Raw genomic sequence first — 23,811 nt, forward strand, 5'->3', positions numbered from 1 at the left:
AAGAGATGGAAAGACGGTCATTTTCCCGCGGCGCGAACGAATTCCCGGGCGGTCGCCTCATGGCTGATCTCGCCGGCGACCCTCCTCGCATATTCCGCAGCCGCCTTAATGTCACTTCCGGAACGGGTCAGCACCCATCGCAATGCTTTTTCCAGCGCATCGACACTCCCGGATTCAAAAACCCATTCATCGCTTAGCGTAAATTCCGGATAATTGCCGACTGCGTCTGAAAGCAGCATGGCATTGCCGCACTTCGCCGCCTCTATCACCGTCAGCGGATTGCAATCACGCCTCGAGGGCAGCACAAAGACGTGGCAGTCGCGCATGATCCGGGCACACTCGATCTGAGCGCAATTGCCATGGTATATTATGTTATCGATTGGTTCCTTCTCGAGAGGACCGGTACCCGCTACATGGCACTCAAAGGCCGGCAGGTCGCATTCCCGCGCGAGGCGACGAAACGCCTCCTTTAAAAGATCAAAACCCTTGCGCTCAATCAGACTCCCGCAGAACATGAATTTCAAAGGAGATTCTCCGTGTTTCCGATCAAATCTACTCTGATCAATATGATAGGTGTCGTCATCCACACTGTTAGGGGCATAATATATTTGTTCTTCACGGGCGCCACAGCGTTCCCTGACATACTGAGCCGACAAGCGACCGGGCACGAGATACCGGTCTGAGTGCCTGTAGAAAAAGCGCTGCCTTTTCAGCAATGCGGCGCTCCCTGCCGTGAACGGAGTCTGCTCCGTCCAGAAAATAAGCCTGTAACGCAGAAGCTTCTTTAAGGCTGCGGCAATCACTCCCTCGTTTGCAGGGCAGGCCACGACCACGTCAGGTCTCCACCGCAGCAGAATCCACAGCCAGTGGAACACATTCGTATACACCTTGTTCGATTCGTATCCCGCAGAAACAACAAGAGAGCGAATTCTTTTCTGCTCGAAGCCGCTTCCAGTGTGGACATTCCATTGGCGGCGGACTTCGGGACGTGAATAACGCACCACAAGAACGTCGACCCGATCCACAGCTGCGAGCGCATCAAATAATCCCACCCTGTACGGCGTTAGGTAGGGCTGAAGTATCAGGATTTTAGGCATAGTGCGGTGCTGTATTTTTTGCAGGCTTCCCTGAACAGGATAAACCGGGAACCCAAAGAATGGCCGCCCACAACCAGAAAGCGTTAGTAAGAAAAGCCACATGCAGCAGGGGGGCGAGCGCAAATATGCCGAACATCGTTACCGCATACGCAACAAATCCCAGTGCCAGCGCATTCTGATAGGGGTCACAGTACATGTTTCGACTGTATTGATTATATATACGGTATAAAGCATAACCCCACAGCCACCAGTATAGCACAAAACCTATTGGCCCCATTTCGCTCCATATCGTCAGCAAAGCGGTGACGATTCCCGTGGTTATACTTCCCCCCAGACTGATCCTTTGACCGCTGACAGCCTTCCTCATCCAATTGTAATATTTTTCTGCGATGGGTTGGCGCGTCTCCCGGCCGATCACGCTGCCCGCCTTGCCGGGCCCGGCCCCTACAAGCCAGAAATATTTGGCGTCCCGGGGAAGTTCCACGATACTCCTCCGGTATGATTCGAGCTTCGTACCTTGCATGAAACGTTCCCAGCGCTTCTCGAGGTTCTTTGAACTCACCATTTTTCCCACTTCACTCTGCTGCGCCTGAATAGCGGAAAAGCCCGTGTAAAGCATGGTCAGGAGCACCGCGCCTGCAATCAGCGCACGATAGTTTCTCGTTATGATCATCAGTGCGGCCATGGCGGCGGCGAAGATGAAATAGGCGTGGATGGTGAAGGTAAAATAGAGCTGGATAAGCATAATCCCGAACAGAGCCGCCGCCGCGAGTTTCTTTCTGCCCGATCCGAAAACGATCAGCCCGAAGAGCACCCCGAGCACCCCGACCGTAAAGTAGGCAACGTAATTACATCCTTCCACACCCCCGCGCGCAAAATCCGGTCCGCCCAGCTTCGGATTGGGAAGAGGATTGGCCCCGACATACCACCCCGCATTCAGGATAATATGGATAAACGCACCCACGATAAGCATCTTGTAATAAAAACGGTAATTCTCGCGCGGAAGCACGATCAGGGCGAAATAGAATACGAGAAAGCATCGAAAATAGTGGCTGTAGTACATAACTAGGTAGAAATTCACGCCGCCCGTCAGGATCGCCGATATGAATACAAGACCGATCAGAAACCACAAAACCCGGGTCATCGTACGGCAGCCCGGAGGAACCTCACGAAAGCGGATATAACGCATGGCCAGGATCCCGAGCATCATCACGATAAAAGCCTCGTCCGACCACTGGGTGATGATCGAAGGGACCACTTCTTTTGCCAGGGGATAGACGTTCAGATAGATCCAGTAGATCAGCAGGAGGACTTTCGGATTGCCGACCATGATGATGCCCATCATGGCCACGGCAAGGAACGCCCAGACGAGGATCGACTTGGTGACGGCGAACATCACCAGTCCAAGCAGGATGAAAGAGAACAGGAACAGCGCTTCTCGGAGCTTATAATTCATAATCGTTCTTCCGAATAATATCGGTGTACACGGTCTTCATGCGTGAGGCCACGACAGGCATGGCGAACGTCTCTTCGGCTCTTTCCCTCGCGGCATCTCCCATTCTTTTGCGCAGGCGCTTATCCCCAAGCAGACGCGTCGCAGCCGCGGCCATCGCTTCGTGGTCTTCCGAAGCAACGATTTCCCCGTTCAACCCAGGCTCAATCACGGCGCGGTTGCCGGGAAGATCGAACGCCACTGCGGGGATCCCGTAGCTCTGCGCTTCCAGCAGTGTGTTGGATATCCCCTCCATTCTCGAAGGAAGAAGCAGCACGGCGGCCTTCAGGTATATTTGATCCATATCATTCACATGGCCCGCGAACTCGATGCTGTCTCCGCATCCTGTATCTTCCGCATACTGCCTCCACGCCTGCATTGAGCCGCGTCCTGCGATCACGAGTCGTACCCCGTCCAGAGTTCCGGCGACCCCCGCCCAGGCTCTGAACAACAAATCGAATCCCTTGTGCGCAGCGCCCTGTGTAAAATTTGAGGCGCAGAGAGCCACCGGACTCTCGAGCGCCGACCTCTCCCCCGGCATATCCACACCGTTCGGAACATCAAAAATCCGGTCCCCGGGCACGCCCCGTTCCATCAGTTCGGAGCGAATACCTGCATGCATCGCCGCGTACCAGTGGTTCGTCCGCAGACGCTCCCACCGGCGCCATCCCGGCACATCGCGATTGGTCGGGCGGAATACGGGACACAACGCCTCCTTCATCAACACCGGTATTCGCCACTTCAAACCGAAGTGACGAGCAAATCCGGCCATCCAGTATTCTCCATGGACATGAATCAGATCAATGGTTTTCCGGTGTTGTTCAAAATAACGGTATGCCGATACCAGAAAGCATAGGTAGTCGATGGTGCGAAATAAGGACAGAGGCCCGTGCGCGCGAACGTTCTCTGTGCCGGACGATGTATGGCCATCATCACCCCCGTGTCGGTCGCGCCAGCGGTCGCGCCAGCGATCCATGCGGGTCCTCAGCGGACCGAAGAGCCCGATGCGCCGGATATGAACGCCTTCCGTTTCTTCCCGGCGCGGCGAACGAAGCAGGGATCGGCGCGTGAGCACCGTGCACTCCACGCCCTGCCGGACGAGCTCGCGGGCCAGCTTCCAGCACTGGTGTTCAGCGCCGCCCTGCGGTCCGGGCCGGAAATTCCAGATGAACATGCAGACGTGCATCACTTCAAGAACTGCAGCGCGGAAAAAGCGTTCCAGGCGAGTCTCCGGCGGCCGCCGGTTTCGGCGAATACGAGTCCGGCCGCGGAACGGCGCACGAGCGGAGAAGAAAGGCTCCGCCACCGTTCTTGCATCCGGGCCGCATTATCGTTCACACACCACTGCTGAAAAGGGGGAATGAAGCCCTGTTTGCTGCGATCCCACAGCTCCCGGGGCACATGACGCTCCAGCACCCGCCGAAGCAACACCTTCCCCGCGCCCCCCGGAGAGAGCCGCGCGCTACGCGGCAGCCGGGCCGCGAATTCAATCATCTCATGATCCAGGAACGGGCTCCGGCATTCGAGTGAATGCGCCATGCCCGCGCGGTCGACCTTCTTCAGGACCTCGCCGGGGAGATAATGATTGAAATCAAGCTGCTGCAGCCTGCTCAACAGGCTGCCCCGGACATAATCGGCCATGCTTGCGTCCCGCTCCTCGCGGCGGGCGCGGAAGCAGCGCAATGCGGGTCCCGCAGACATGATGCGGAAAAAGTGCCGGTCGGGAATAAGCTGAGAAAACTTGTGGCAGCGATTTTCGGGAGCCACGCACTTCATCCTCAATCGCACGGCAGGATTCAGGGACTTTGCGTGCGGCGCCATTTTCGCGCGGTCCTCCGCTTCCCCCCACAAGGCCAGAAACCGGGGATAGGTCCGGTAGCCGGCAAACAATTCGTCTGCACCATCGCCCGTGAGCGCCACCGTTATATTTTCGCGCGCCAGCCCGCATACATAGTGCTCAGGCACCGCGGACGGATCGCCGAATGGCTCGTCGTAATAGCGGGCGATGGTCTCGAATTCACCCATCCGATCCGCGCGCAAACGCAGTACATGGTGCCGTAGCCCGAGATAACGCGCCACGGCGGAAGCCCGCTCCGATTCGTCGTACGCCGGATCATCAAACCCTATCGTGTAGCAGGGAATGGCATGACCGAGCCGTTTAGCCGCCACGGCGGCGATAAGCGTCGAGTCGATGCCTCCCGAAAGAAATATGCCCAAAGGGACATCAGACATGAGGCGCATACGTATGGATTCTGTCAGCCGCGCTTCAAATTCGTCGGCAAGCTCATCCAGCTTTCGCGATCCACTCACCTGGCCTTCGAACCTTACCCTCCAGTAGCGGCGCACCTCCAGGCGACCGGACCGCCAGCAGGCGTAGTGCGCGGGAGGCAGTTCGCGCACCTGCGCATAGAAGGTGCGCTCGCCCACGGCATATCCGTAGGTCCAGAACTGCGCAAACCCCGTCTCATCGATTTGCTCGCGGTCGATCGCCCCGCTCGCGAGAAGCGCCTTAATCTCCGAAGCAAAGCACAATCCCCGCCCACCCTGCGGGCTGTAATAGAGAGGCTTCTGGCCGGCCCGGTCGCGCGCCAGGTAGAGCGCGTCCTGATCGCGGTCATAGATGGCAAAGGCAAACATCCCTCTGAGACGATCCAGAAGCCCCTCAATGCCGAATTCCTCATAAAGATGGAGTATGGTCTCCGTGTCGCAGCGGGAGCGGAAGACATGTCCCTTCGATTTCAGCTCCCTCCTCGCTTCCTCGTGTCCGTAGACCTCGCCGTTGTAGACGATCCATATCGACCCGTCTTCGTTGGACATCGGCTGCCGGGCTGCGGACGAAAGGTCCACGATACTCAGCCGTCGGTGAGCGAGGCCCAACGAAAACCCTTTCGCATCCCGGGGGGCCCGGGCTTCCCATACGGCAAGGCCTTCATCATCCGGGCCGCGGCTCACCATGGTATCCCGCATGCGCTTCAGAACGTCCGCGTCAATGGCTCCTTCTTCCTTCACAATGCCCGCGAATCCACACATATCCCGTTCTCTCTTCAGCCCCGCCTCTGTGATCCGGCACGCCATTTACGAACGGCCGACGCGGCCAGATCGCAGCACTCCCGGTGCGCCGCAGGCTTGAACAGAACACTTCCCGCCGCGTAGATAGCCGCTCCGACAGCGACCTGGATCGCGAAAACGCCGATCTGCACCTGACCTTCCGCGATCAGGCGGACGAGTCCGACTCCCGCCATCATCGCCGCGCTCAGGGCCAGATAGGGCGCGGCATCGCGAAGCTGCATGGTGAAGTTATAGATGAACACGGAGCGCATGTAGTACACGCTGAGCAGCCATCCGATCACACAGCAAACCGTGTGACCGATCAGCAGGGCAATCACCCCGTAACGGAAGGTCACGAATATATTGACCACCTGCAAGATGCGCTTGATGACCTCTTGGCGAAAGAAGAGATCGCTGCGCCCCTTGGCCTGCAGGATGTTGTTGTTGATGTAATTCAGGGGATAGAAGAGTCCGGCTACACAGAGAACACGAAGAAACGGGACGGAGGGAAGCCACTTTCTGCCGAAGACCACGCCGACAAAGGAGTCGCTGGTCATAAGCAGGCCCATCAGGATGGGTGCGATCACGAAGAGGCAGAACGAGGTGGCCTTGCGCGCGCCACGCAGAAAACGTTCCTGTTCATCCTGCACCGCCGAGAACGCGGGAAACATCACCTGCCCCACGGTCTGGGTAAGGACCACCGCAAAAAGCTCATGCATGCGGTGCGCTCGGGTGTAGTAGCCGAGTTCGGTCTTGTTGTACATCTTACCGATGAGCACGAGGTATATGTTATCGAAAAAGATGCTCACCAGTGAGGCGGCGAGGATGCGAGAACCGTAGGGGAACATCTCCTTCAGCGAGCGAAAGCTGAAACTGAGCTTCGGTCGCCAGGGAAAAAGTATCCAAATAAATACCATGCGTGAAAAACTGGCCGAAAGCTGCATGCCGACCAGACTCCACGGCCCGAAGTCCTTGAGCGCCATCCCGATTCCGACTGCAGCGGAGATGGGGAAAGAGAGAAAATTGCTGAGAACCTTCTTGCGGAACTGGATCCGCTTGATCAGCAGCGTATTGTGGACGATCATGAGCGAGCCGAAAAGAAAGTTGAGCGACATCACACGTGTCAGCCACAACAGCTTCGGCTCCTCGTAAAATGTTGCGATCAGGGGCGCGGAGAAGAACAGCAGGGCGATCAGGGCCAGCGCGATGAACACGCCGAAGTAGAAAACCGCCGTGGCGTCCTCGTCATCCGCATCCTTCTTCTGTACCAGCGCTCTGCCGAATCCGGCAGCCACCAGCTGCTGCCCGAGGATCATAAAGATCGTAAGCATGCCGAGCAGGCCGAAATCCGCAGGGGAAAGAAGGCGCGCGAGGACCACGGAAACGACAAAGCGCACCATCTGCATGCCGATGCGCTCGGAGAACGTCCAGAGAAGCGCCTTTACCGTTTGTTCGCGAAGCCCCATAAATCCCTAGCCTTCAGTGTGGCCTTCACCCCACCAGAACTCCGCAAAATCACGGCCGGCCCGTGCGCTGAGCCGTTCGACTTCCGCCCTGTAGCGGTCCCGCCACGAATCGCGCTCCGCCGGATCGAGTTCGGGCGCCTCAATTCTTCTCCCCCAGAGCTGCTTTAGCTTCCGGCGCACCATGTTCCCGATCCGGCCCGGAATCAGAGCCTGCAGATTCCGCAGACCTCGCAGAGGTTCGGGGAGCGCGAACAGATCGTCCCCGGCATTTTCATGCGGCAGAGGCGTCAGATGGTCTCCGATGGAGAGAAATGAACATAGTTCGCGCTGTACTTTTTCGGGATTACGCAGGAGATCTTCGAGGGCGATAATTTTCCAACGGGACCACGCACTCACTGCGCGATACTGCTCGACCTGATGCGCATACCGTCCACAGTCAAACAGCGCGGGACACCGCTCCACCGCCTCGTCGAGACTCAGCCCCTCCGGAATCCAGCGGTAATAGACGGCGTGGCGGTAGTGGGAAATCAGCCGTTCCACGGGATCACGCACCATGTAGATGTACCGGATATCGCCAAGGGTCTCATGGATCCGCTGCGGCACGTCCGCGATGTGAGGATGCCAAGTGTAGGCGGTCGACGCCTCTCCAACCGCCTTCTTCCCTTCTGCGCTCTCGAAGAGCGACGCGTACCATGCGAGACCGCGGCCCCGGCTGGGATGCGAGAAATAACGCGGCTCCTTGGGTTCGCACATGAACACGTCCGGATGCTGCGCCAGTATGGACGCCAGGGTCGTGGTGCCCGCTTTTTCGGCGCCGACGATCAGAAAGTTGGGGAGCATAGCAGGGGTGACTTTCGGCTCGTTAAGACCGGTTTCAGCAGGGCGCCACGCCCGTGCACGCAAAAGATTTCACCACGGATGGCACCGATCGCACGGATGAGATACGGCATTGGAACGTGAACGGGGCGGGCAAATCCCGCCGGCCCGGCATTACGGGCCGGGGCTGCTCGATACGCGGGAAGCCGCAAACCCGTTTGCGGCTTCCCGCGTATCGAACAACCCGTCCCCGTTCACGTTTCCTTTGCGTCCCCGCATCTCTGCGCGAGGCCTATTTCTTATCCGTGCCATCCGGGCAATCCGTGGTTCTCCCGACCAGATGCTTCAACCCCGCCGCCAGGTCGCACTCCGGACGAAATCCGAATGCGGACCCGATGGCGTCAATCGCGGCGACGGAATGCCGGATATCACCCTCGCGCGGCGGTTCAAAGCGGGGTTGGACCTCGCGGTCGAAAATGTTCGCGAGGACATCGATCAATTTCAGCAGCGAGGTCTCGCGGCCTGTACCCACATTGTAGATCCCGAAAGATGCGCCGGGGGCGGCGTCCATAGCCATCAGATTCGCGCGGACCACATCGCCGACATAAATGAAATCGCGGCCCTGTGTGCCATCCCCGAAAATGACCGGTTTATCATCCCGCTGCAGAGCGTCCGCGAAACGCGAGATCACGCCGGAATACGGCGACGACGGATCCTGTCGCGGGCCATAGACGTTGAAGTAGCGCAGCGAGACGCCCTCCATCCCATACATTGCCGCGTAGGTCTTCAGTTCGTATTCCGAAGCGAGCTTGGCCACGGCATAGGGGGTGATCGGATCGGGATTCATCGTTTCGCGCTTAGGCAGCGTCGGCTCGTTGCCGTACACCGCCGCGGACCCGGCCATCACCATGCGCCGCACACCGTTTTCGCGCGCCGCTTCCAGCAGATTGACGGTGCCGGTCAGGTTGATGTCATGGTTGTCCCGGGGACGACGGATCGAATCCGCCACGGAGACCAGTGCCGCCTCATGGAAGATGCCGTCGCATCCCGCGGACGCGCGAAGACACGTATCCGGATCGCGGATGTCCCCCTCGATGAATTCGATTCGGTCGCGCACGCGCGCCAGGTTCTCGAGGTGTCCCGAGGACAGATCGTCGAGCACCACGACCGAATCTCCGCGATCGACCAGGGCGTCGACCAGATGAGAGCCGATGAAGCCCGCACCGCCGGTTATGAGATATTTTTTCATTTACTCTCGCGAAGGCGCAAAGTTCGCAGAGGAATCAAATCCCGGATGTTACCGGGGCGGAGAAAACCTGCAAACGGGTTTGCGGGCTTTCCGCGTATCGAGCAGCCCTTCCCCGTTCACGTTTCTTTTGCGTCCCTGCGTCTCTGCGCGAGGCTTATTTCTTATCCGTGCCATCCGGACAATCCGTGGTCGTCCCCGATTAAGTCCTGTTTTCCAATTCCGTCACGATGCGCTCCGCGGTTTTGCCGTCCCAGAGCGGGGGGCGATGGCCGCGCCGTTCCATGTTCAGGAACGTATCGAGAGCCGAGGTGATCTTTTCCGGATCGGGACCGGTCAGCTCGGAGACGCCGCCGTTTTCGACGAGCGTGACGGGCCGCTCGGTATTCTCCCGCATGGTGATACAGGGGGTGCCGAGCACACAGCACTCCTCCTGCAGCCCCCCGCTGTCGGTCAGCATCAGCCGCGCGCTCATGTTCAGCTTCAGCATCGCGTGATATCCCACGGGCCGGATCAGGATCAGGCGATCGTCCGCAAGCAGCTCGTCCCAGAGTCCGAAGGTCTCCAGGCGGTTCCGGGTGCGGGGGTGAATCGACCACACCAGCGGCATCTTCGAAGCTACCTCCTCGCGCAGGCAGCGGACCAGCGGCTCGAGTACTTCGCGCGAATCGACGTTCGACGGTCGATGCATCGTCATGACGGCGAAGGAGCCGTCATCCACCGGCGTCTTCAGATCCGGATCGATCGCATGGGAGGTGAGGATGTCATTCAGATCGAGGGCTTCGGCCCGGGCGCGATGGGCCTCGAGGGTATCGATCATGATGTTGCCGACGAAGCGGATGCGCTCCTCTTCCGCACCTTCGCGCCGGAGATTTTCGCCGGAGAGTTCGTCGGGGGTGAGCAACAGATTGGAAACGCGGTCGGTTACCATCCGGTTGATCTCCTCCGGCATCCGCTCGTCGAACGACCGCAGACCGGCCTCGATGTGCGCGACTCGGACGTGGTGTTTGCGCGCGGTGATCGAACAGGCGCAGGTGGCGTTGACATCGCCCACCACCACGACCCAGTCCGGCCGGCGTTCCAGCAGGACCTTCTCGAAGGCGATCATCGTCCGCCCCACCTGTTCGGCGTGTGATCCCGATCCGATTTCGAGATCGACATCCGGCGTAGGGATATTCAGCGCCTCGAAAAAGGAATGATACATCTCCGGGTCGTAGTGCTGACCCGTATGCACCAGGAAATGCTCGATCCGGTCGTCCTCCCGCTCGATGGCGTGGGCGAACGGCGCGATTTTCATGAAATTGGGGCGCGCCCCGACGACGGACATTATTTTCAGCGACATAGATTGATGCCTTTCTGCGCGGGTTTTATTTAACCACGAGCAGTTGCCTTTTTCATTTGCTCTCGCGAAGGCGCAAAGTTCGCAAAGGAATCAAATCCCGGATGTGAACAAGGCGGGCGGGAACTCTTTCTTATCCGTGTCATCCGGGCCATCCGTGGTTCTCCCCGCTTCTGTCCCGTGGGCGTCTAATCGCCACAAACCAAATCGCGCCAGTTCTCTTCGGAGACCATCAGGGTCTGAGCTTCGGGGTACGCCCTGGTAAAGGTTTTGGGGATGCCTCCGCGTCCCGGGCGTCGTTTGATCTCGGCCGCCCTCATCATGTCCGGGGATTCTTCGACGTAATCGATCTCCTGCTGCTGATAGGTGCGCCAGTACCAGCTTCGTCGCGGCAGACCGTGGTTCTTCAGGGTTTTCATCCTTTCCGCGATCAGGAAATTCTCCCAGAGCGCACCGGCATCGGACCTCGTTTGCAGCGGAGCGAAGTTATTGAGCACGGCATTACGGACCCCGGTGTCCCAGAAATAGATCTTGCGCATCTTCTTCAGTTCGTTGCGGAGGTTGCGGCTGAACGGGGTCAGGCGAAAGACCACGAAGGCCTGTTCCAGGATCCGGATATAGGTTTCCACCGTGCCCTGATCCAGCCCGACCAGTCCGGCCAGTTCGCGGTAAGAGACCTCCGATGCGATCTGGAGGGCGAGGGCCGAAACCAGCTTCTCCAAGGCCTCCGGGTGGCGAATCGAACCCAGCACCAGGATATCCTTGTAGAGATAGCTGGCCGCGATTTCCCGCAGCCGCTCGCCGGCCTCGGCCTCCCCCGACAACGCCGGCTCCGGATACATCCCGTATACGACGCTTTTGGACCGCAGCCGATCCGTTTCCAGCGCACCCCTCGCCCGCTCTATTTCCTCCAAAGAAAAGGGAGGGAGAAAAAACTCGAATTTTCGCCCCGTCAGCGGCTCTTTCAGGCGATCCGCGAGTTCGAAACTCGACGACCCCGTCGCCAGCACCTGAATCTGCGGGAAACTGTCCACCAGGAGCTTCAGCGTCAGGCCGACATTCTCGATGCGCTGCGCCTCATCGATCACGACCAGCGACGCATCCCCGATCAGGCTCTTCAATTCGGAGGAGGTGCGACCGGCAAACCTGCTCCGTATGTCGGGCTCATCCGCGTTGAAGTACACCCCGCCGCGCCTGTCCAGAAGATCGCGGACAAGGGTCGTCTTACCGGTCTGGCGAGCCCCGTAGAGGAGAATCGCTTTGCCCTTGAAAAGCCGCGATTCAAGCCTGTTTATGACAATTCTATTGATCACGATCTACTATTTATATATAAATTATAGAATATGATCAATATATTTATTTAACCAGTAGAGTAGAGAGGGAGCCACGGGATGAGAGGCTTAGAGCCAATGACCGCGGACTGCCCTCCCCCTCGTCGAACCGGACATGCGGATTTCCCGCATCCGGCTCTCGCGGAAGGCATTTGTTGGATGGTTTCACAGGTAGATCAGTCCCATGTTCTTGAAATGCGCGTAGTAGCTCATACCTTCAGGGGGCCAGTAGCCGCGCTGACTGCGTCGTTTCGCATGTCGCGTGAGACGCTGTCGCACGTATCCATTGACGTGGCGGAATGCCACACGCGGATAACCCAGCGAGAAGTAGTTTGCCCATCCTCGCATTTGCATGTTGAGTTCGTCGATCACCGTCGGCAGAGGTTTGAAGCATTGTTCCGGTCCGGTCATCTCCCGAAGCCGATCACGTTCCCGTTGGAGCGCTTTCCGCGACGGTGTCAGGTTCCAGTACCGGCACGGGCGTCCGCCGAGGTCCCGGTCATAGCGGAAGCTATATCCGAGAAAGTCCAGCGTCTGCCCCGGTTCCCGAGCATCGAGTATCCGGGTCTTGTCCCGGTTGATCTTCAGCCCGAGCCACCCTTCTATCTTGGCTTCGATGAACGCTTCGAGTTGCGGACCGATATACCGGGCGAGGACCACGAAGTCATCGGCGTACCTCACCAGTTTGGCCTTCGCCCACCGTGCCGGTCCGTCTTTGCGGTAAAACACCGCATCGAACCAGTGCAGATAGATGTTGGCCAGAAGCGGCGAAATGACCCCGCCTTGCGGCGTGCCCTTGTCGTTGCGCTTCACGGTCGGCGGTTTGCCTTTCTCCGTTTCCTCTACCGGCGCTTTCAGCCACATTCGGATCAGCTTCAGCACGGACCGGTCGGTGACACGCATCTGCACACAAGCGATGAGCTTGTCGTGTGGAATACTGTCGAAATAGCCGGCCAGATCCGCATCATAAACCGCACACCGCCCTTGCCGGAGCTCCTGTCCAATCGCCTTCAACGCATCATGCGCCGAGCGCTCAGGCCGGAACCCATGGGAGCAGTCCTTGAAGTCAGCTTCAAAGATCGGTTCCAATATCAGAACCGTAGCGGTCTGCACGACCCGATCCCGCACCGAGGGTATTCCCAAGGGACGGAGTTTCCCGTTCACCTTCTGGATGTAGACCCGCCGCACTTTTCCAGCACGGTAGGTTCGATCCTTCAGGCTGCGTTCAATATCCGCCAGGAAGGCTTCGACTCCTCCTTGACTCTGTTCGATGTCCTCGATGGTCACACCATCGGGGCCTTCTTTTCCGCCGTTGGCGCGTACATGTTTCCATGCCGCCAGCAGAGTGTCGGCCCGGCCAATGTGGCCATAGAGACTGTAGAAGCGAAACCGCTTCTCCTGTTTGGCCTTCTGACTCAGCTTCTGTCTCAGCGCGGCGAGTTTCGGCGGCAAGAGTCTGTCGTCAATGCGATAGTACTCCGTCGCTTCTTCTGTCATAGGTTTCACCAATCAGTCCCCCGCGCTTCTTACTCAGCTCGTCTTCCGCCGAGACCCCTTCGCTCCACGGGCATTACCCCGCTTCATCACTACTACGAGCCTCTCCGACTCCCGCACGCGATCACCCCCGAGGTTATTGATTCCCCCACGGGCTTGTCGGCTTACCCGACATCACGGCGGGCCTCCCAAGTTCCTGGCTGTTCTTTCTGCGCGCGCCGTCTCTTGTTACCCCGGAGGGCCTTGCCGGTGCATATGACCGTTCCTTCCCGACAAGTGCTGGCTTCATCATATCCGATAGGCTGGCCGCCCTCGACTTGTGTAACGAGGCTGAATCAAGTTCGCTTTCGCTACGGCTCGCGCGTTCGCCTTCCCAGGCTTCGACGCCGGGGTTACCCCCGATCACCGCTGGGTCGGCTACATGTGCAACGATCAATTCACACGACTGATAACCATATAGAGGTTCTTTGAAATAGACGCTGGTCGAATGCAACGTACTCTTTGTTTAAGCAAAAACGAAAGGAGTACCGGATATGCAAACGACCAGCGCAAAGGAATTGTACGCAGGAGCCGACCTGCATGGAAACAATGTTTTTCTCTCGATTTGCGACCGGGAAGGCACGGAAGTCTTCCGGCGGCGGGTACGAACCACGCTCGATGCAGTCAATGAGGCGATGGATCCCTACTGGCCGCAGGTTCAGGCGATGGGGATTGAGTCCACGTTCAACTGGTACTGGCTGGTGGACGGCTTGCGTGAGCAGAACCGGGACGTGCGATTGGGGAATCCGGCGAAGATGAAACAGTACAAGGGGTTGAAACATGCCGATGACGCATCGGATGCTCGTTGGCTGGCCGAACTGCTCCGATTGGATATTTTCCCGGAGAGCTACATTTATCCGAAGGAGGTTCGTTCGATTCGCGACGCGCTTCGACGCCGACAGCTGTTTGTCAGGCGGCGCACCCAGGTTATGCTCAGCCTGCAAAGCCTGCTGGAGCGTTACGGATTCAAGGCGCCGGGATCGCGTGCTCTTCAGCAGTGGACGCAGGCGGATGTCGAGGCGACGGGCCTTGATCCGTTCGTACAGCTTCAACTCCGCACGTTGCTTGAGGCGGTCCAGTGCAGTGAGCGGCTGGCCGGACAGATCGAATCAGCGGTGCTGGGGTTTATTGAGCCCAACCCATCGTTTGAACAGGTTCAGACCGTGCCGGGCATCGGGAAGGCGCTTGGGATGACCATCGTGCTTGAAAGCGGCAACTTCGCCCGCTTCCCGAACGCGGGATGCTACGCCTCCTACTGCCGCGCCGTCAAAAGTGAGCGAAGTTCCAACAGCAGGAAGAAAGGTGAGAACAATAAGCGCAACGGCAATCCGTTTCTCGCATGGGCTTTCGTTGAAGCCGCGAGCTTCGCTCCGCGCTTTTATCCGGAGATTCAATCCTGGTATGACCGGAAGAAGAAAAAGCGCAACGCGATTGTGGCGAAGAAGGCCTTGGCGGCAAAATTGTCCAAAGCCGTTTGGCATGTCATGAACGGGGAGGAATATGTAATGGGAATGTTGTTTTAAAACCCGATGCTGCCGGGAACCGGCTAGGGGTCTGCTTAAATCAGCGGACTGATTGGAACCGGCGGCATCGCTTCAGCTTTTGCGGTCTGTCCTGTCGTCAGCCTTCAAGGGTCTGGAAGTCTGCGTGCAGATGAACCACGGTGACTGAATAGGCAACGAGCGGGAACAAACGGTTTTCTGGCTCCAATACGAGAACGGGTGGCGGCCATGGATCTGGAAAAGATTCGCCCTCACCTAAAAACCAGATGGGTGACTGAAACAACCGCAAACGAAAACCACGGTACGGAACGCAACGGTTGAGGCGACGGTTGAATCCGATCAAAACAAGGCATGAAGGGAAGCCGCTTGATCAGCGGCACGAAGGGGACTTTTGTGTTTGACCGGAACCTCTAATGGGTGACTCCTTTCATTCAGTTAGAAACAGCCAAGCTTTGCTTGGCGCACCGGATCGCACGGATGGGATGCGACATTGGAACGTGAACGGGGCGGGCAAAGACTCTTGTTGTTTTCGTTACCAGATCTCAGAGCGTATTCCTTCGTGACTTAAAAGCTTTTTGTCTTCTGTCAGCAAGATGCAATCCTGATTCATTGCCGACCCGGCGATGACTGCATCCGGAAGTTTGAGATTTTTCTCTGTACGCAGCGTGAGAATCTGCTCTTTCAACTGCCGATTTGCTGATGCCAAGTCAACAACATTGACCTTTTCCCTAAACTGTCCGAATAGTGCTTTGTCTTCGTCGGGCAGACCCGGAAAGGCAAGATATTCCAATTCACAAATCACGAAGGTGGCAACATAATCTGCCCCATTCAATATCTCCAGCAAGTTGTTGTTGCCGGCAAGCAATGCAATGATGGCATTGGTATCGAGGAAATAACGTTTACCATTCATCGCGCAGCTTCCGTTGTTCCTCCACCGCATTCCCCGACCACTTTAGCCGGCCGGACAGCGATGAAAAATCATAGCTTCCCTTATCGCCGCTCGGAGTCAGCAGTGTGATTAGCACGTGCGCGACGGAAGGAAGTTTTTGAATCTCCGGACTTTTAACCTGCCCATTTTCTATATCTGCTTCTATCGTTGTGTACATATTCTTACCTCATTGTAATGGCTGACTGGCTGCAATCTTCCTGGAGTTCAAATCAGAGGAAATTGCGTTACGTTATGCCGGCCAGTCGAGCCGGGAGTAAGGGTGCCATTTTTGGTCAGGTCTGTGAACTCATTCCGCCAGCATGAAGCTCCGCCGACTGCCGCGCCGCCGATTATGAGATATGTTTTCATTCACTCTCGCGAAGGCGCAAAGTTCGCAGAGGAATCAAATCCCGAACGTTACCGGGGCGGAGAAAGCCTGCAAACGGATTTGCGGGCCCTCCCCTCCCCGTTCACGTTTCCTTTGCGTCTCCGCGTCTTTGCGCGAGGCCTCTTTCTTATCCGTGCCATCGGTGCCATCCGTGGTCCTCTTCCTTCCGTGCGCATTCGATATGAAAGAAGTTATTCGCTCGTCTTGCCCGCCAGGGTCTGCTCCAGGTCCAGGAAGGCGGGATGGAATTCCGTGCGCACGTCGTGAACGATTTCGCGGGCCGCGGCCTCGTTACAGGTATGGGATGTCCTGTTGCGGCTCTCGATCATCTTCATCCATACATGCCCATCGCTGAACAGCCCCTCTGAAAAGGCCTTGCGGAAGGTGTCGCGCGACCCGATCAGTTCCGCGACGCCCTGATATTCGAGGTAATCGCGCAACGTGTTCCAGGCGAGTTCATACGTGTATTCAAACGCCTTGACCAGCCCCTGTTCCTCCAGCTTGTTCAGCTCTTTCTGCTCAAGAAATTCGCTGAGCTGGTTGAGTGCTTTCCGGTAATTCGAAAAACGTTGCTGCCAGCGTATATCCCTTTCTTCAGTCACGGCGGACTATCTCCTTTCCCGCGCGATCGATGTGCTCGATCAGATCAGGATTATCTATCCGATCGTATATGGACAGGTCGATCTCGTAGGGCAACAGCAACTCGTCCATCCGAAGCATAAGATCGGTCAGTATTTCAGGAGAGAGGTTCGGACCCTTCAGCGTCAGGTCGATGTCGGACCCCGGACGATGCGTGCCTTTTGCCCGTGATCCGTAGAGGATTACCTCTTTAACCTCAGGTTCCGATCCGAAGATGGACATGATTCGTTCCATCTCGTCGGGATCAAGCCCGGGTATGGTGCCGACCGTATTCATAGAAAAGCGACGGGGCGTCTTTCGCCATTCAGGATTCTTGTGTAACGACCGATCGCACGGATGGGATGCCTTACAACCGCCCGTCGACCTTCGACTTGTCGAGGATGCCTTTCACGTCGTAGACGACCCCGTCGCCGGACGTCAGCGCGCGGATCGCGTCCGCGCCCATCTCCGCGAACTGGCGGTGGCCGACGGCGACGACGACCGCATCGTAAGAACCTTTCTTCAGCGAGGCGGGGTCGCTGATCAGATCAATGCCGTAGGAGATCCTGGCTTCTTCGGCGAGGCACCAGGGATCACAGACCTCCACCTCGACCCCGAAATCCGTCAGCTCCGAAATGATGTCCACGACGCGCGTGTTGCGCAGGTCGGGGCAGTTGTCCTTGAACGTCAGCCCCATCACCAGGACGCGCGAGCCGACGACCTGAATCCGCTTCCTGAGCATCAGCTTGACGACCCGGTCAGCGATATAGCGTCCCATGGCATCGTTCATCCGCCGCCCGGCCAGGATCATCTCGGGATGATGCCCCGTCTGCTGCGCCTTGTACGTCAGGTAGTACGGGTCCACACCGATGCAGTGGCCGCCGACCAGCCCCGGCCGGAACGGAAGAAAATTCCATTTCGTCCCCGACGCCTCCAGCACCTCCAGCGTGTCGATTCCCAGGCGATTGAAGATCAGCGACAACTCGTTGACCAGCGCGATATTCACGTCACGCTGCGTGTTTTCGATCACCTTCGCCGCCTCCGCCACGCGGATCGATGAAGCGCGGTGCGTACCGGCCGACACGATCGAGGCGTACAGCGCATCCACGAATTCCGCCGCCTCCGGGGTGGAGCCGGAGGTGACCTTCACGATCGAGTCGAGCCGATGCGCCTTGTCGCCGGGATTGATCCGCTCGGGACTGTAGCCGACCGTGAAGTCCTCATTGAAGCTCAGACCGGAGTGCTCCTCGAGCACGGGAACGCAGACCTCCTCCGTCGCGCCGGGATAGACCGTCGATTCATAGATCACCACATCGCCTTCAGCCAGCACGCCGCCCACCGTCTCGCTCGCGCCGATGAGCGGGCGCAGGTCGGGACGCCGCGCTTCGTCGACCGGCGTGGGCACGGTCACGATGTAGACATCGCAGTCGCGGATCGATTCGGGGTCGGCCGTATACGAAAGCTTCGCCGCGGAGGCCAGCTCTTCCGACGAACACTCCAGCGTATTGTCCTCGCCGCGCTGAAGCTCCGCGATGCGAGCCTCCTTGAGGTCAAAACCGACGACCTCATGCCTGCGCCCGAAGGCCACCGCCAGGGGCAGGCCGACATATCCGAGCCCGATCACACAGATTTTCGGGGAATCGATTTTCATAGGTTTTTTCCCGACCTGTTCGACCCGATCACTTCAACCCCTTCATACTCCGCCGGTCTTCGATCGGCGGAGCGAAGGGACCGCTCGACAGGTATCCACCTGATGACCGGGTCGACGGAGGGATCCGGTTTTCTCCTTTGCCTCTACGACTCATCCACGCCGATGTAGCCTTCCTTCTCGAGGTGGAGGATCACCTGCTGGGCTTCTTCCTCGGGGGTCATGTCAGTGGTATCCAGCGCCATTTCGGCGTCCGCCGGTTCCTCGTACGGGTCGGAGATGCCGGTGAACTCCTTGATGATGCCGGCGCGTGCCTTGGCGTAGAGACCTTTCCGGTCGCGCTGTTCGCAGATCTCGAGCGGTGTGGCCACGTGCACGAGGCAGAAGCCGCCGTAGCCCTCGATCATCCGGCGCACTTCCTGGCGCACGGCGTTGTAGGGGGCGATCGGCGCGCAGATGGCGATGCCGCCGTTTTTGGTGATCTCGGAGGCGACGAACCCGATGCGTCGGATATTGATGTCGCGGTGTTCCTTCGAGAAGCCCAGTTCCGACGACAGGTTCTTGCGCACGATGTCGCCGTCGAGCAGCGTCACCGGACGCCCGCCCATCTCGAGCAGCTTGACGAGCAGCGCGTTGGCGATCGTCGACTTACCCGAACCGGACAGCCCCGTGAAGAACACCGTGAAGCCCTGTTTATGTTTCGGCGGATGCGTCTTGCGCAGCTCCTGCGCGACCTCCGGAAACGTGAACCACTCCGGGATCTCGCGGCCTTCCGCCAGCCGTTCGCGCAGCTCGGTCCCCGAAATCGAAACGGTCTTCGTCCCCTCGGGGACCTCGTCGAGCGGGATGTACTTATCCTCGTCCGGCGCGAAGACCATCAGCTTGAACGGCACCATCGCCACGCCCAGCTCCTCTTCGTGTTCGCGGAGCAGCTCCTGCGCGTCGTACGGTCCGTAGAACGGCGTGCCCGAGGAGTCCTTGCCGGGGCCGGCGTGGTCGCGGCCGACGATCAGGTGCGTGCAGCCGTGGTTCTTGCGAATGATCGCATGCCAGACCGCCTCGCGCGGGCCGCCCATCCGCATGGCCAGCGGGAGCAGCGAGAGCGCCACGGTATCCTTGGGATAATGCGGCAGCAGCGCCTTGTAGCACCGCACGCGCGTATAATGGTCGACATCGCCGGGTTTGGTCATCCCGACCACCGGATGGATCAGCAGGTTCGCCTCGGTCTCCTTCGCCGCGCGCAGGGTCAGTTCCTGGTGCGCCCGGTGCATCGGGTTGCGCGTCTGGAAGGCGACCACCTTGCGCCACCCCTTGCGCCTGAAGTCGGCGCGGAGTTCGGCCGGAGTCAACCGGATATCCTTGGAGTCGTAATGGACCGGCATGCACACCCCTTCGACCTCGCCGCCGACATACCATCCGTTCGTGCTGTTCATCAGGTAGTCGACGCCGGGGTGCTCGCTGTTGTCGGTACCGAAGACCTGCTTCGCCTCCTCCGCGCGGTCCGGCTGCCAGACGTCGCTCACGTTCAGGACCGCCAGCATGACGCCTTCCGGGTCGCGCAGCGCGAGTTTCGCGCCGGACTCGAGCCCCTTCGCCGTTTCCTCGTCCACGTCGAGCATGATCGGCATGGGCCACAGCGTACCGTCCTCCAGCCGCATCGAGCTGCAGACGGACTCGTGATCAGCCTTGCCCATGAACCCGCGCAGCGGCGAAAAGCTGCCGTTCATCAGCAGTTCGAGATCGCACATCTGCCGGCCGTTCAGATCCCAGGAAGGCCATTCCTTCGAATGCGCCTTCAACTCGGCCGCGCGTTCTTCCGATACCATCAGGTCGATGAGTTCACCCCCGTGCGGGGCGATGAGATGATCGCTCATTACTTCTTTCCTTTCTTTTCAACTTTGAAACACGCGACACCCGCGTATTTCCCTCATTTACAGATCGTTCATACTCAATCGCGGGAGCATGACCGAAATGGACCGGAATGCCGAGACGATAGTCCGCGGCGCTTATCCGGTTCAAACTCCGTGCCCGGAACCCCTTTTCAGAATCCGGACCCCTTTATTCCAACGACTCTCTTTCCGAAGCAAATAAAATCAGGCTCACAAGTCTGCCTCAGCAGATCCCTCTGCAGGAATCGGGTCAGAAGGACCAGATCACCGGTGCGAGGCCGACGCTGATGACGCCGAACAGCACATTGAGCGCGAACCCGACCCGGAAGTAATCCGTAAAGCGGTAGCCCCCCGGCCCGTAGACCATCAGGTTGGTCTGGTAGCCGACCGGCGTGGCGAAACTTGCCGAGGCGGCCACGGCCACGCACATCACGAAGGGCAGCGGGCTGACGCCCAGGTTGCCGGCCATGGTCACCGCGACCGGAAAGATCAGCGCGGCCGCGGCGTTGTTCGTGATCAGCTCGGTGAACAGCGAGGTCGCCACGTAAACCCCCGCCAGCGCCAGCCACGGGTGGTTCCCCGCCGCGGCCAGCAGGCCTTCCGCGATCCATCCGGCGGCTCCGGTTTGGTCGAGCGCGCGCCCCATCGCCAGCGCCGAGGCGATCACCAGCAGCACACTCCACTCGATGTTCGTGCGCGCCCGGCCCGGCGAGCAGCACCCGGTCAGCAGCATCAGCGCCGCGGCCAGCATCGCCGCCTGGAGCATGCTCAGCCAGCCGAACGCCGCGGCGGCCACCATGCCGGCAAAAATCAATCCGGCCGCGGGCGCGCGCGAAAACCGCACGGGCCGGGAGTCCTCGACTTCGCTGACGAGGTAGAAATCGCGCGAATCGCGCTGCCGCGGCGCGAATCCCGCATGCGCCTCCACCAGCAGCGTATCGCCCGGCCGCAGTACGATATCGCCGATCCGCCCCGGAATACGTTCTCCGCGGCGCGCCACGGCAATCACCGCGGCGTTGTACCGGTCGCGGAACCGCCCCGCCCGGATACTGCGGCCCAGCAGCGGACAATGGTCCGAGACCACCACCTCCACCAGCCGCCGCTCGCGGTCCTCGCCGTCGAGCTTGAATACCTGGTCCGGCGCGGCCTGCAGCCCGCGCCGGGCGCGCAGGTCGCGGATCGACTCCACACTCCCCGCGAACACCAGCCGGTCGCGCTCGCGCAGCTCCGTATCCGGCGGCGGCGCCTGGATCAGGTGATCGCCGCGCACGATCTCGACGAGGTACCCGCCGGGCAGGTGGCGCAGCCCCGCGTCCTCGATCGTTTTCCCCGCCAGCGCGCTGCCTCCGGCGACCTCCATCTCCAGCGTGTACTCGCGCGTGTCGCCGAAGAGCCGGTCCGTTCCCTCGCGGTCGGGAATCATGCGGCGCCCGACGGTGGCCAGGTAGATCACGCCCGCGAGCGCGCAGGGCAACCCCAGCGCGGTGATCTCGAACACCCCCATGCCGCGCCCGAGGCGGTCCTGCATCAGACCGCTGACCACCAGGTTGGTGCTGGTGCCGATCAGCGTGCAGACGCCGCCGAAGATCGACGCGTAGCTCAGCGGCAACATGAACTTCGCCGGTCTGAAATCCAGACTCCGGCACCACTGCCGCACCACCGGGATGAATAGCGCCACCACCGGGGTGTTGTTCAGAAACGCGCTCAGCCCCATCACCGGCGCCATCAGCCGGAGCTGGCCGCCCCGTTCCGAAGACGGCCTCCCCAGCACGTGGTGACCGATCCAGAAGAGCGCCCCGGTCTCCTGGATTCCCGCCACCACGACATACAGCGTGCCCACCGTGATTACCCCCGGCGAACTGAACCCGGCCAGCGCCTCGCCGGGACCGAGCACCCCGGTCACCAGCAGCACCGCCAACCCGCCGAGAAAGACGAAATCCGCCGGCCAGCGCGCCATGGCCAGCAGGAGAAAGACTCCCGCGACCACGGAAACGGTGATGACGGCGTCCGGGGTCATGTTTCAGAGGAGAGGTGGGATTGCAGCACGGGGGAGTCCGCACTCACCTGAAACTTGAGTACAATATCAGAGTCAGCATTAGAGCCGGAGTAAGAGGACCGTTTCACACTCCCATCCAACTTCCCCCTCCTCAATCGCCGCTCACAGAACCCCCGGCACGGCGGCGATGAAGTACGGGTTGAGGAGGTCCTGCTTGTTGTAGCGCAGCGGTACGTCCGTCCCGTGCTGCAGGACCACGCCGCCCGCGGCTTCGACGACGGCCTGCGCGGCGGCGGTGTCCCATTCCATCGTGGGCGCAATACGGGGATACACATCCGCCGCGCCCTCGGCGACCAGGCAGAGCTTGAGCGAACTGCCCTTCGACACCAGTTCGGCCGGCCCGTATTGGGCCTCGAGTTCGGCAATAAACTGTTCCGTGGCCTCGTTGCGGTGAGAGCGGGAGGCGACCACGCGGATGCCGCCCGGGTCCCCCGGCCCCTCGCCGAGCGTTGGCAGCGCCGCTTCCTCGAGCGCACCGGGGAGATCGTCCGCCGAATGGAAGTGCGTGCCCTTCAGGAGCCTCCAGGCCCCTTCGCCCGCGACCCCGAGATAGGCCGTGTTCAGCACGGGCGCGTAGACGGCCCCCATCACCGGCACACCGCTTTCGATCAGGGCGATGTTGACCGTGAATTCGCCGTTCTTTTTGATGAATTCCTTTGTTCCGTCGAGCGGATCGACCAGCCAGAATCGTTCCCAGTCCTTCCGTTCCGCATAAGGGATCTCCGCGCTCTCTTCCGACAGGACCGGGATTCCCGTGGGTTCAAGTTTCTTCAGGATGATGTCGTGCGACGCGCGGTCCGCCTCCGTCAGCGGCGAATCGTCGGCCTTGTGCTCCACGTCGAAATCGCGCGCGTAGACCTCCAGGATCGCCGCGGTGGCCTCGAGTTCGGCTTCAAGCAGCAGTCTCAGCTGTTCAGAGTTCATCGATGCTCCTCAGTTTTTGGGGGCGGGGGAACGGCGCTGCGCGCCTCGGGGGAAACGTGGCAACGGCGCTGCGCGCCTCGTGGGAACGCTTCGCTCGTGAAAACGGCGCTGCGCGCCTCGTAGGAAACGGCCTTCGGCCTCGAAACAACGCTGCGCTCGTGGGAACGACATTCCCCCCGATTGCCACGATCTTCCTCGATTGCCACGAGGCCCGTCAGGGCCGTTGACACGATCTTCCACGCTTCGCTCGTGAAAACGGCCTTCGGCCTCGAAACAACGCTGCGCTCGTGGGAACGACATTCCCCCCGATTGCCACGATCTTCCTCGATTGCCACGAGGCCCGTCAGGGCCGTTGACACGATCTTCCACGCTTCGCTCGGGGCAACGGCCTTCGGCCTCGGGGGGAACGTGGCAACGGCGCTGCGCGCCTCGTGAAAACGCTGCGCTCGTGAGGACGCTTCGCTCGAGGCAACGGCGCTGCGCGCCTCGT

19 protein-coding genes are annotated in these 23,811 nt (G+C 59.7%); 1 reads left to right on the forward strand and 18 read right to left on the reverse strand.

Features of this window, described 5'->3' with window-relative positions; genetic code table 11:
• Nucleotides 1–17: 17 nt before the first annotated feature.
• The 10 genes from L21SP4_RS11275 to ltrA all read right to left on the reverse strand — a co-directional run bounded on the left by L21SP4_RS11275 (nt 18) and on the right by ltrA (nt 13,332).
• The gene (locus L21SP4_RS11275; RefSeq protein WP_052882746.1) at nt 18–1,097 is read right to left on the reverse strand and encodes a glycosyltransferase family 4 protein; all 1,080 of its coding nucleotides are present in this window, start codon (nt 1,095–1,097) and stop codon (nt 18–20) included.
• On the reverse strand, nt 1,090–2,553 hold the full coding sequence (locus L21SP4_RS11280) for a hypothetical protein (RefSeq protein WP_052882747.1): 1,464 nt from the start codon (nt 2,551–2,553) through the stop codon (nt 1,090–1,092). The genes L21SP4_RS11275 and L21SP4_RS11280 overlap by 8 nt, the downstream gene beginning before the upstream one ends.
• Nucleotides 2,543–3,775: a glycosyltransferase family 4 protein gene (locus tag L21SP4_RS11285; RefSeq protein WP_052882748.1), complete on the reverse strand. Its 1,233-nt coding sequence runs from the start codon at nt 3,773–3,775 to the stop codon at nt 2,543–2,545. Before L21SP4_RS11285 ends, L21SP4_RS11280 begins: the two co-directional genes overlap by 11 nt.
• The gene (asnB, locus tag L21SP4_RS11290; protein ID WP_052882749.1) at nt 3,775–5,664 is read right to left on the reverse strand and encodes an asparagine synthase (glutamine-hydrolyzing); all 1,890 of its coding nucleotides are present in this window, start codon (nt 5,662–5,664) and stop codon (nt 3,775–3,777) included. The genes L21SP4_RS11285 and asnB overlap by 1 nt, the downstream gene beginning before the upstream one ends.
• Entirely contained in the window at nt 5,634–7,103 is a 1,470-nt protein-coding gene (locus L21SP4_RS11295; RefSeq protein WP_052882750.1) for a lipopolysaccharide biosynthesis protein, read from the reverse strand. The genes asnB and L21SP4_RS11295 overlap by 31 nt, the downstream gene beginning before the upstream one ends.
• 6 nt (nt 7,104–7,109) lie before the next feature.
• Nucleotides 7,110–7,943 (reverse strand): sulfotransferase family protein, encoded by an 834-nt coding sequence (locus L21SP4_RS11300; RefSeq protein WP_052882751.1) that lies wholly within the window; start codon nt 7,941–7,943, stop codon nt 7,110–7,112.
• Between the two features lie 268 nt (nt 7,944–8,211).
• On the reverse strand, nt 8,212–9,168 hold the full coding sequence (locus tag L21SP4_RS11305; RefSeq protein ID WP_052882752.1) for an NAD-dependent epimerase/dehydratase family protein: 957 nt from the start codon (nt 9,166–9,168) through the stop codon (nt 8,212–8,214).
• A gap of 199 nt (nt 9,169–9,367) precedes the next feature.
• A complete protein-coding gene (gene wecB, locus L21SP4_RS11310) occupies nt 9,368–10,507 on the reverse strand; it encodes a non-hydrolyzing UDP-N-acetylglucosamine 2-epimerase (RefSeq protein ID WP_201774636.1) in 1,140 nt (379 codons plus the stop codon).
• Between the two features lie 185 nt (nt 10,508–10,692).
• Entirely contained in the window at nt 10,693–11,817 is a 1,125-nt protein-coding gene (locus L21SP4_RS11315; protein WP_052882753.1) for an ATP-binding protein, read from the reverse strand.
• A 183-nt stretch (nt 11,818–12,000) separates the two neighbouring features.
• Nucleotides 12,001–13,332 (reverse strand): group II intron reverse transcriptase/maturase, encoded by a 1,332-nt coding sequence (gene ltrA, locus L21SP4_RS11320; RefSeq protein ID WP_052880802.1) that lies wholly within the window; start codon nt 13,330–13,332, stop codon nt 12,001–12,003.
• Nucleotides 13,333–13,862: 530 nt separating this feature from the next.
• Between ltrA and L21SP4_RS11325 the strand changes: the two genes are divergently transcribed.
• Nucleotides 13,863–14,891: an IS110 family RNA-guided transposase gene (locus L21SP4_RS11325; protein WP_052881618.1), complete on the forward strand. Its 1,029-nt coding sequence runs from the start codon at nt 13,863–13,865 to the stop codon at nt 14,889–14,891.
• A 511-nt stretch (nt 14,892–15,402) separates the two neighbouring features.
• Here L21SP4_RS11325 and L21SP4_RS11330 read toward each other — a convergent pair.
• The 8 genes from L21SP4_RS11330 to cysQ all read right to left on the reverse strand — a co-directional run bounded on the left by L21SP4_RS11330 (nt 15,403) and on the right by cysQ (nt 23,321).
• On the reverse strand, nt 15,403–15,780 hold the full coding sequence (locus L21SP4_RS11330) for a PIN domain-containing protein (protein WP_052882754.1): 378 nt from the start codon (nt 15,778–15,780) through the stop codon (nt 15,403–15,405).
• A complete protein-coding gene (locus L21SP4_RS13005; RefSeq protein ID WP_144413853.1) occupies nt 15,770–15,976 on the reverse strand; it encodes a hypothetical protein in 207 nt (68 codons plus the stop codon). The genes L21SP4_RS11330 and L21SP4_RS13005 overlap by 11 nt, the downstream gene beginning before the upstream one ends.
• A gap of 401 nt (nt 15,977–16,377) precedes the next feature.
• Complete coding sequence (locus tag L21SP4_RS11335) at nt 16,378–16,788, reverse strand: nucleotidyltransferase substrate binding protein (RefSeq protein WP_052882755.1); 411 nt, start codon at nt 16,786–16,788, stop codon at nt 16,378–16,380.
• Entirely contained in the window at nt 16,781–17,101 is a 321-nt protein-coding gene (locus L21SP4_RS11340; protein ID WP_052882756.1) for a nucleotidyltransferase domain-containing protein, read from the reverse strand. Before L21SP4_RS11340 ends, L21SP4_RS11335 begins: the two co-directional genes overlap by 8 nt.
• Before the next feature lie 70 nt (nt 17,102–17,171).
• Complete coding sequence (gene tviB / locus L21SP4_RS11345) at nt 17,172–18,455, reverse strand: Vi polysaccharide biosynthesis UDP-N-acetylglucosamine C-6 dehydrogenase TviB (RefSeq protein ID WP_052882757.1); 1,284 nt, start codon at nt 18,453–18,455, stop codon at nt 17,172–17,174.
• 143 nt (nt 18,456–18,598) lie between these two features.
• Complete coding sequence (locus L21SP4_RS11350) at nt 18,599–20,326, reverse strand: bifunctional sulfate adenylyltransferase/adenylylsulfate kinase (RefSeq protein ID WP_052882758.1); 1,728 nt, start codon at nt 20,324–20,326, stop codon at nt 18,599–18,601.
• Between the two features lie 265 nt (nt 20,327–20,591).
• A complete protein-coding gene (locus L21SP4_RS11355) occupies nt 20,592–22,358 on the reverse strand; it encodes an SLC13 family permease (RefSeq protein ID WP_052882759.1) in 1,767 nt (588 codons plus the stop codon).
• A gap of 141 nt (nt 22,359–22,499) precedes the next feature.
• Entirely contained in the window at nt 22,500–23,321 is an 822-nt protein-coding gene (cysQ, locus tag L21SP4_RS11360; RefSeq protein ID WP_052882760.1) for a 3'(2'),5'-bisphosphate nucleotidase CysQ, read from the reverse strand.
• Nucleotides 23,322–23,811 lie beyond the last annotated feature (490 nt).

The sequence above is a fragment of the Kiritimatiella glycovorans genome, assembly GCF_001017655.1.
Classification (GTDB): domain Bacteria; phylum Verrucomicrobiota; class Kiritimatiellia; order Kiritimatiellales; family Kiritimatiellaceae; genus Kiritimatiella; species Kiritimatiella glycovorans.

Excerpts from the sequence above, each read along its gene's own strand:
- L21SP4_RS11300 (WP_052882751.1), bottom strand. The coding sequence starts at position 7,943 with ATGCTCCCCAACTTTCTGATCGTCGGCGCCGAAAAAGCGGGCACCACG.
- L21SP4_RS11280 (WP_052882747.1), bottom strand. The coding sequence starts at position 2,553 with ATGAATTATAAGCTCCGAGAAGCGCTGTTCCTGTTCTCTTTCATCCTG.
- L21SP4_RS11295 (WP_052882750.1), bottom strand. The coding sequence starts at position 7,103 with ATGGGGCTTCGCGAACAAACGGTAAAGGCGCTTCTCTGGACGTTCTCC.
- L21SP4_RS11355 (WP_052882759.1), bottom strand. The coding sequence starts at position 22,358 with ATGACCCCGGACGCCGTCATCACCGTTTCCGTGGTCGCGGGAGTCTTT.
- L21SP4_RS11340 (WP_052882756.1), bottom strand. The coding sequence starts at position 17,101 with ATGAATACGGTCGGCACCATACCCGGGCTTGATCCCGACGAGATGGAA.
- L21SP4_RS11350 (WP_052882758.1), bottom strand. The coding sequence starts at position 20,326 with ATGAGCGATCATCTCATCGCCCCGCACGGGGGTGAACTCATCGACCTG.
- L21SP4_RS11325 (WP_052881618.1), top strand. The coding sequence starts at position 13,863 with ATGCAAACGACCAGCGCAAAGGAATTGTACGCAGGAGCCGACCTGCAT.
- L21SP4_RS11285 (WP_052882748.1), bottom strand. The coding sequence starts at position 3,775 with ATGCACGTCTGCATGTTCATCTGGAATTTCCGGCCCGGACCGCAGGGC.
- cysQ (WP_052882760.1), bottom strand. The coding sequence starts at position 23,321 with ATGAACTCTGAACAGCTGAGACTGCTGCTTGAAGCCGAACTCGAGGCC.
- tviB (WP_052882757.1), bottom strand. The coding sequence starts at position 18,455 with ATGAAAATCGATTCCCCGAAAATCTGTGTGATCGGGCTCGGATATGTC.
- L21SP4_RS13005 (WP_144413853.1), bottom strand. The coding sequence starts at position 15,976 with ATGTACACAACGATAGAAGCAGATATAGAAAATGGGCAGGTTAAAAGT.
- wecB (WP_201774636.1), bottom strand. The coding sequence starts at position 10,507 with ATGTCGCTGAAAATAATGTCCGTCGTCGGGGCGCGCCCCAATTTCATG.
- asnB (WP_052882749.1), bottom strand. The coding sequence starts at position 5,664 with ATGGCGTGCCGGATCACAGAGGCGGGGCTGAAGAGAGAACGGGATATG.
- L21SP4_RS11275 (WP_052882746.1), bottom strand. The coding sequence starts at position 1,097 with ATGCCTAAAATCCTGATACTTCAGCCCTACCTAACGCCGTACAGGGTG.
- L21SP4_RS11330 (WP_052882754.1), bottom strand. The coding sequence starts at position 15,780 with ATGAATGGTAAACGTTATTTCCTCGATACCAATGCCATCATTGCATTG.
- L21SP4_RS11305 (WP_052882752.1), bottom strand. The coding sequence starts at position 9,168 with ATGAAAAAATATCTCATAACCGGCGGTGCGGGCTTCATCGGCTCTCAT.
- ltrA (WP_052880802.1), bottom strand. The coding sequence starts at position 13,332 with ATGACAGAAGAAGCGACGGAGTACTATCGCATTGACGACAGACTCTTG.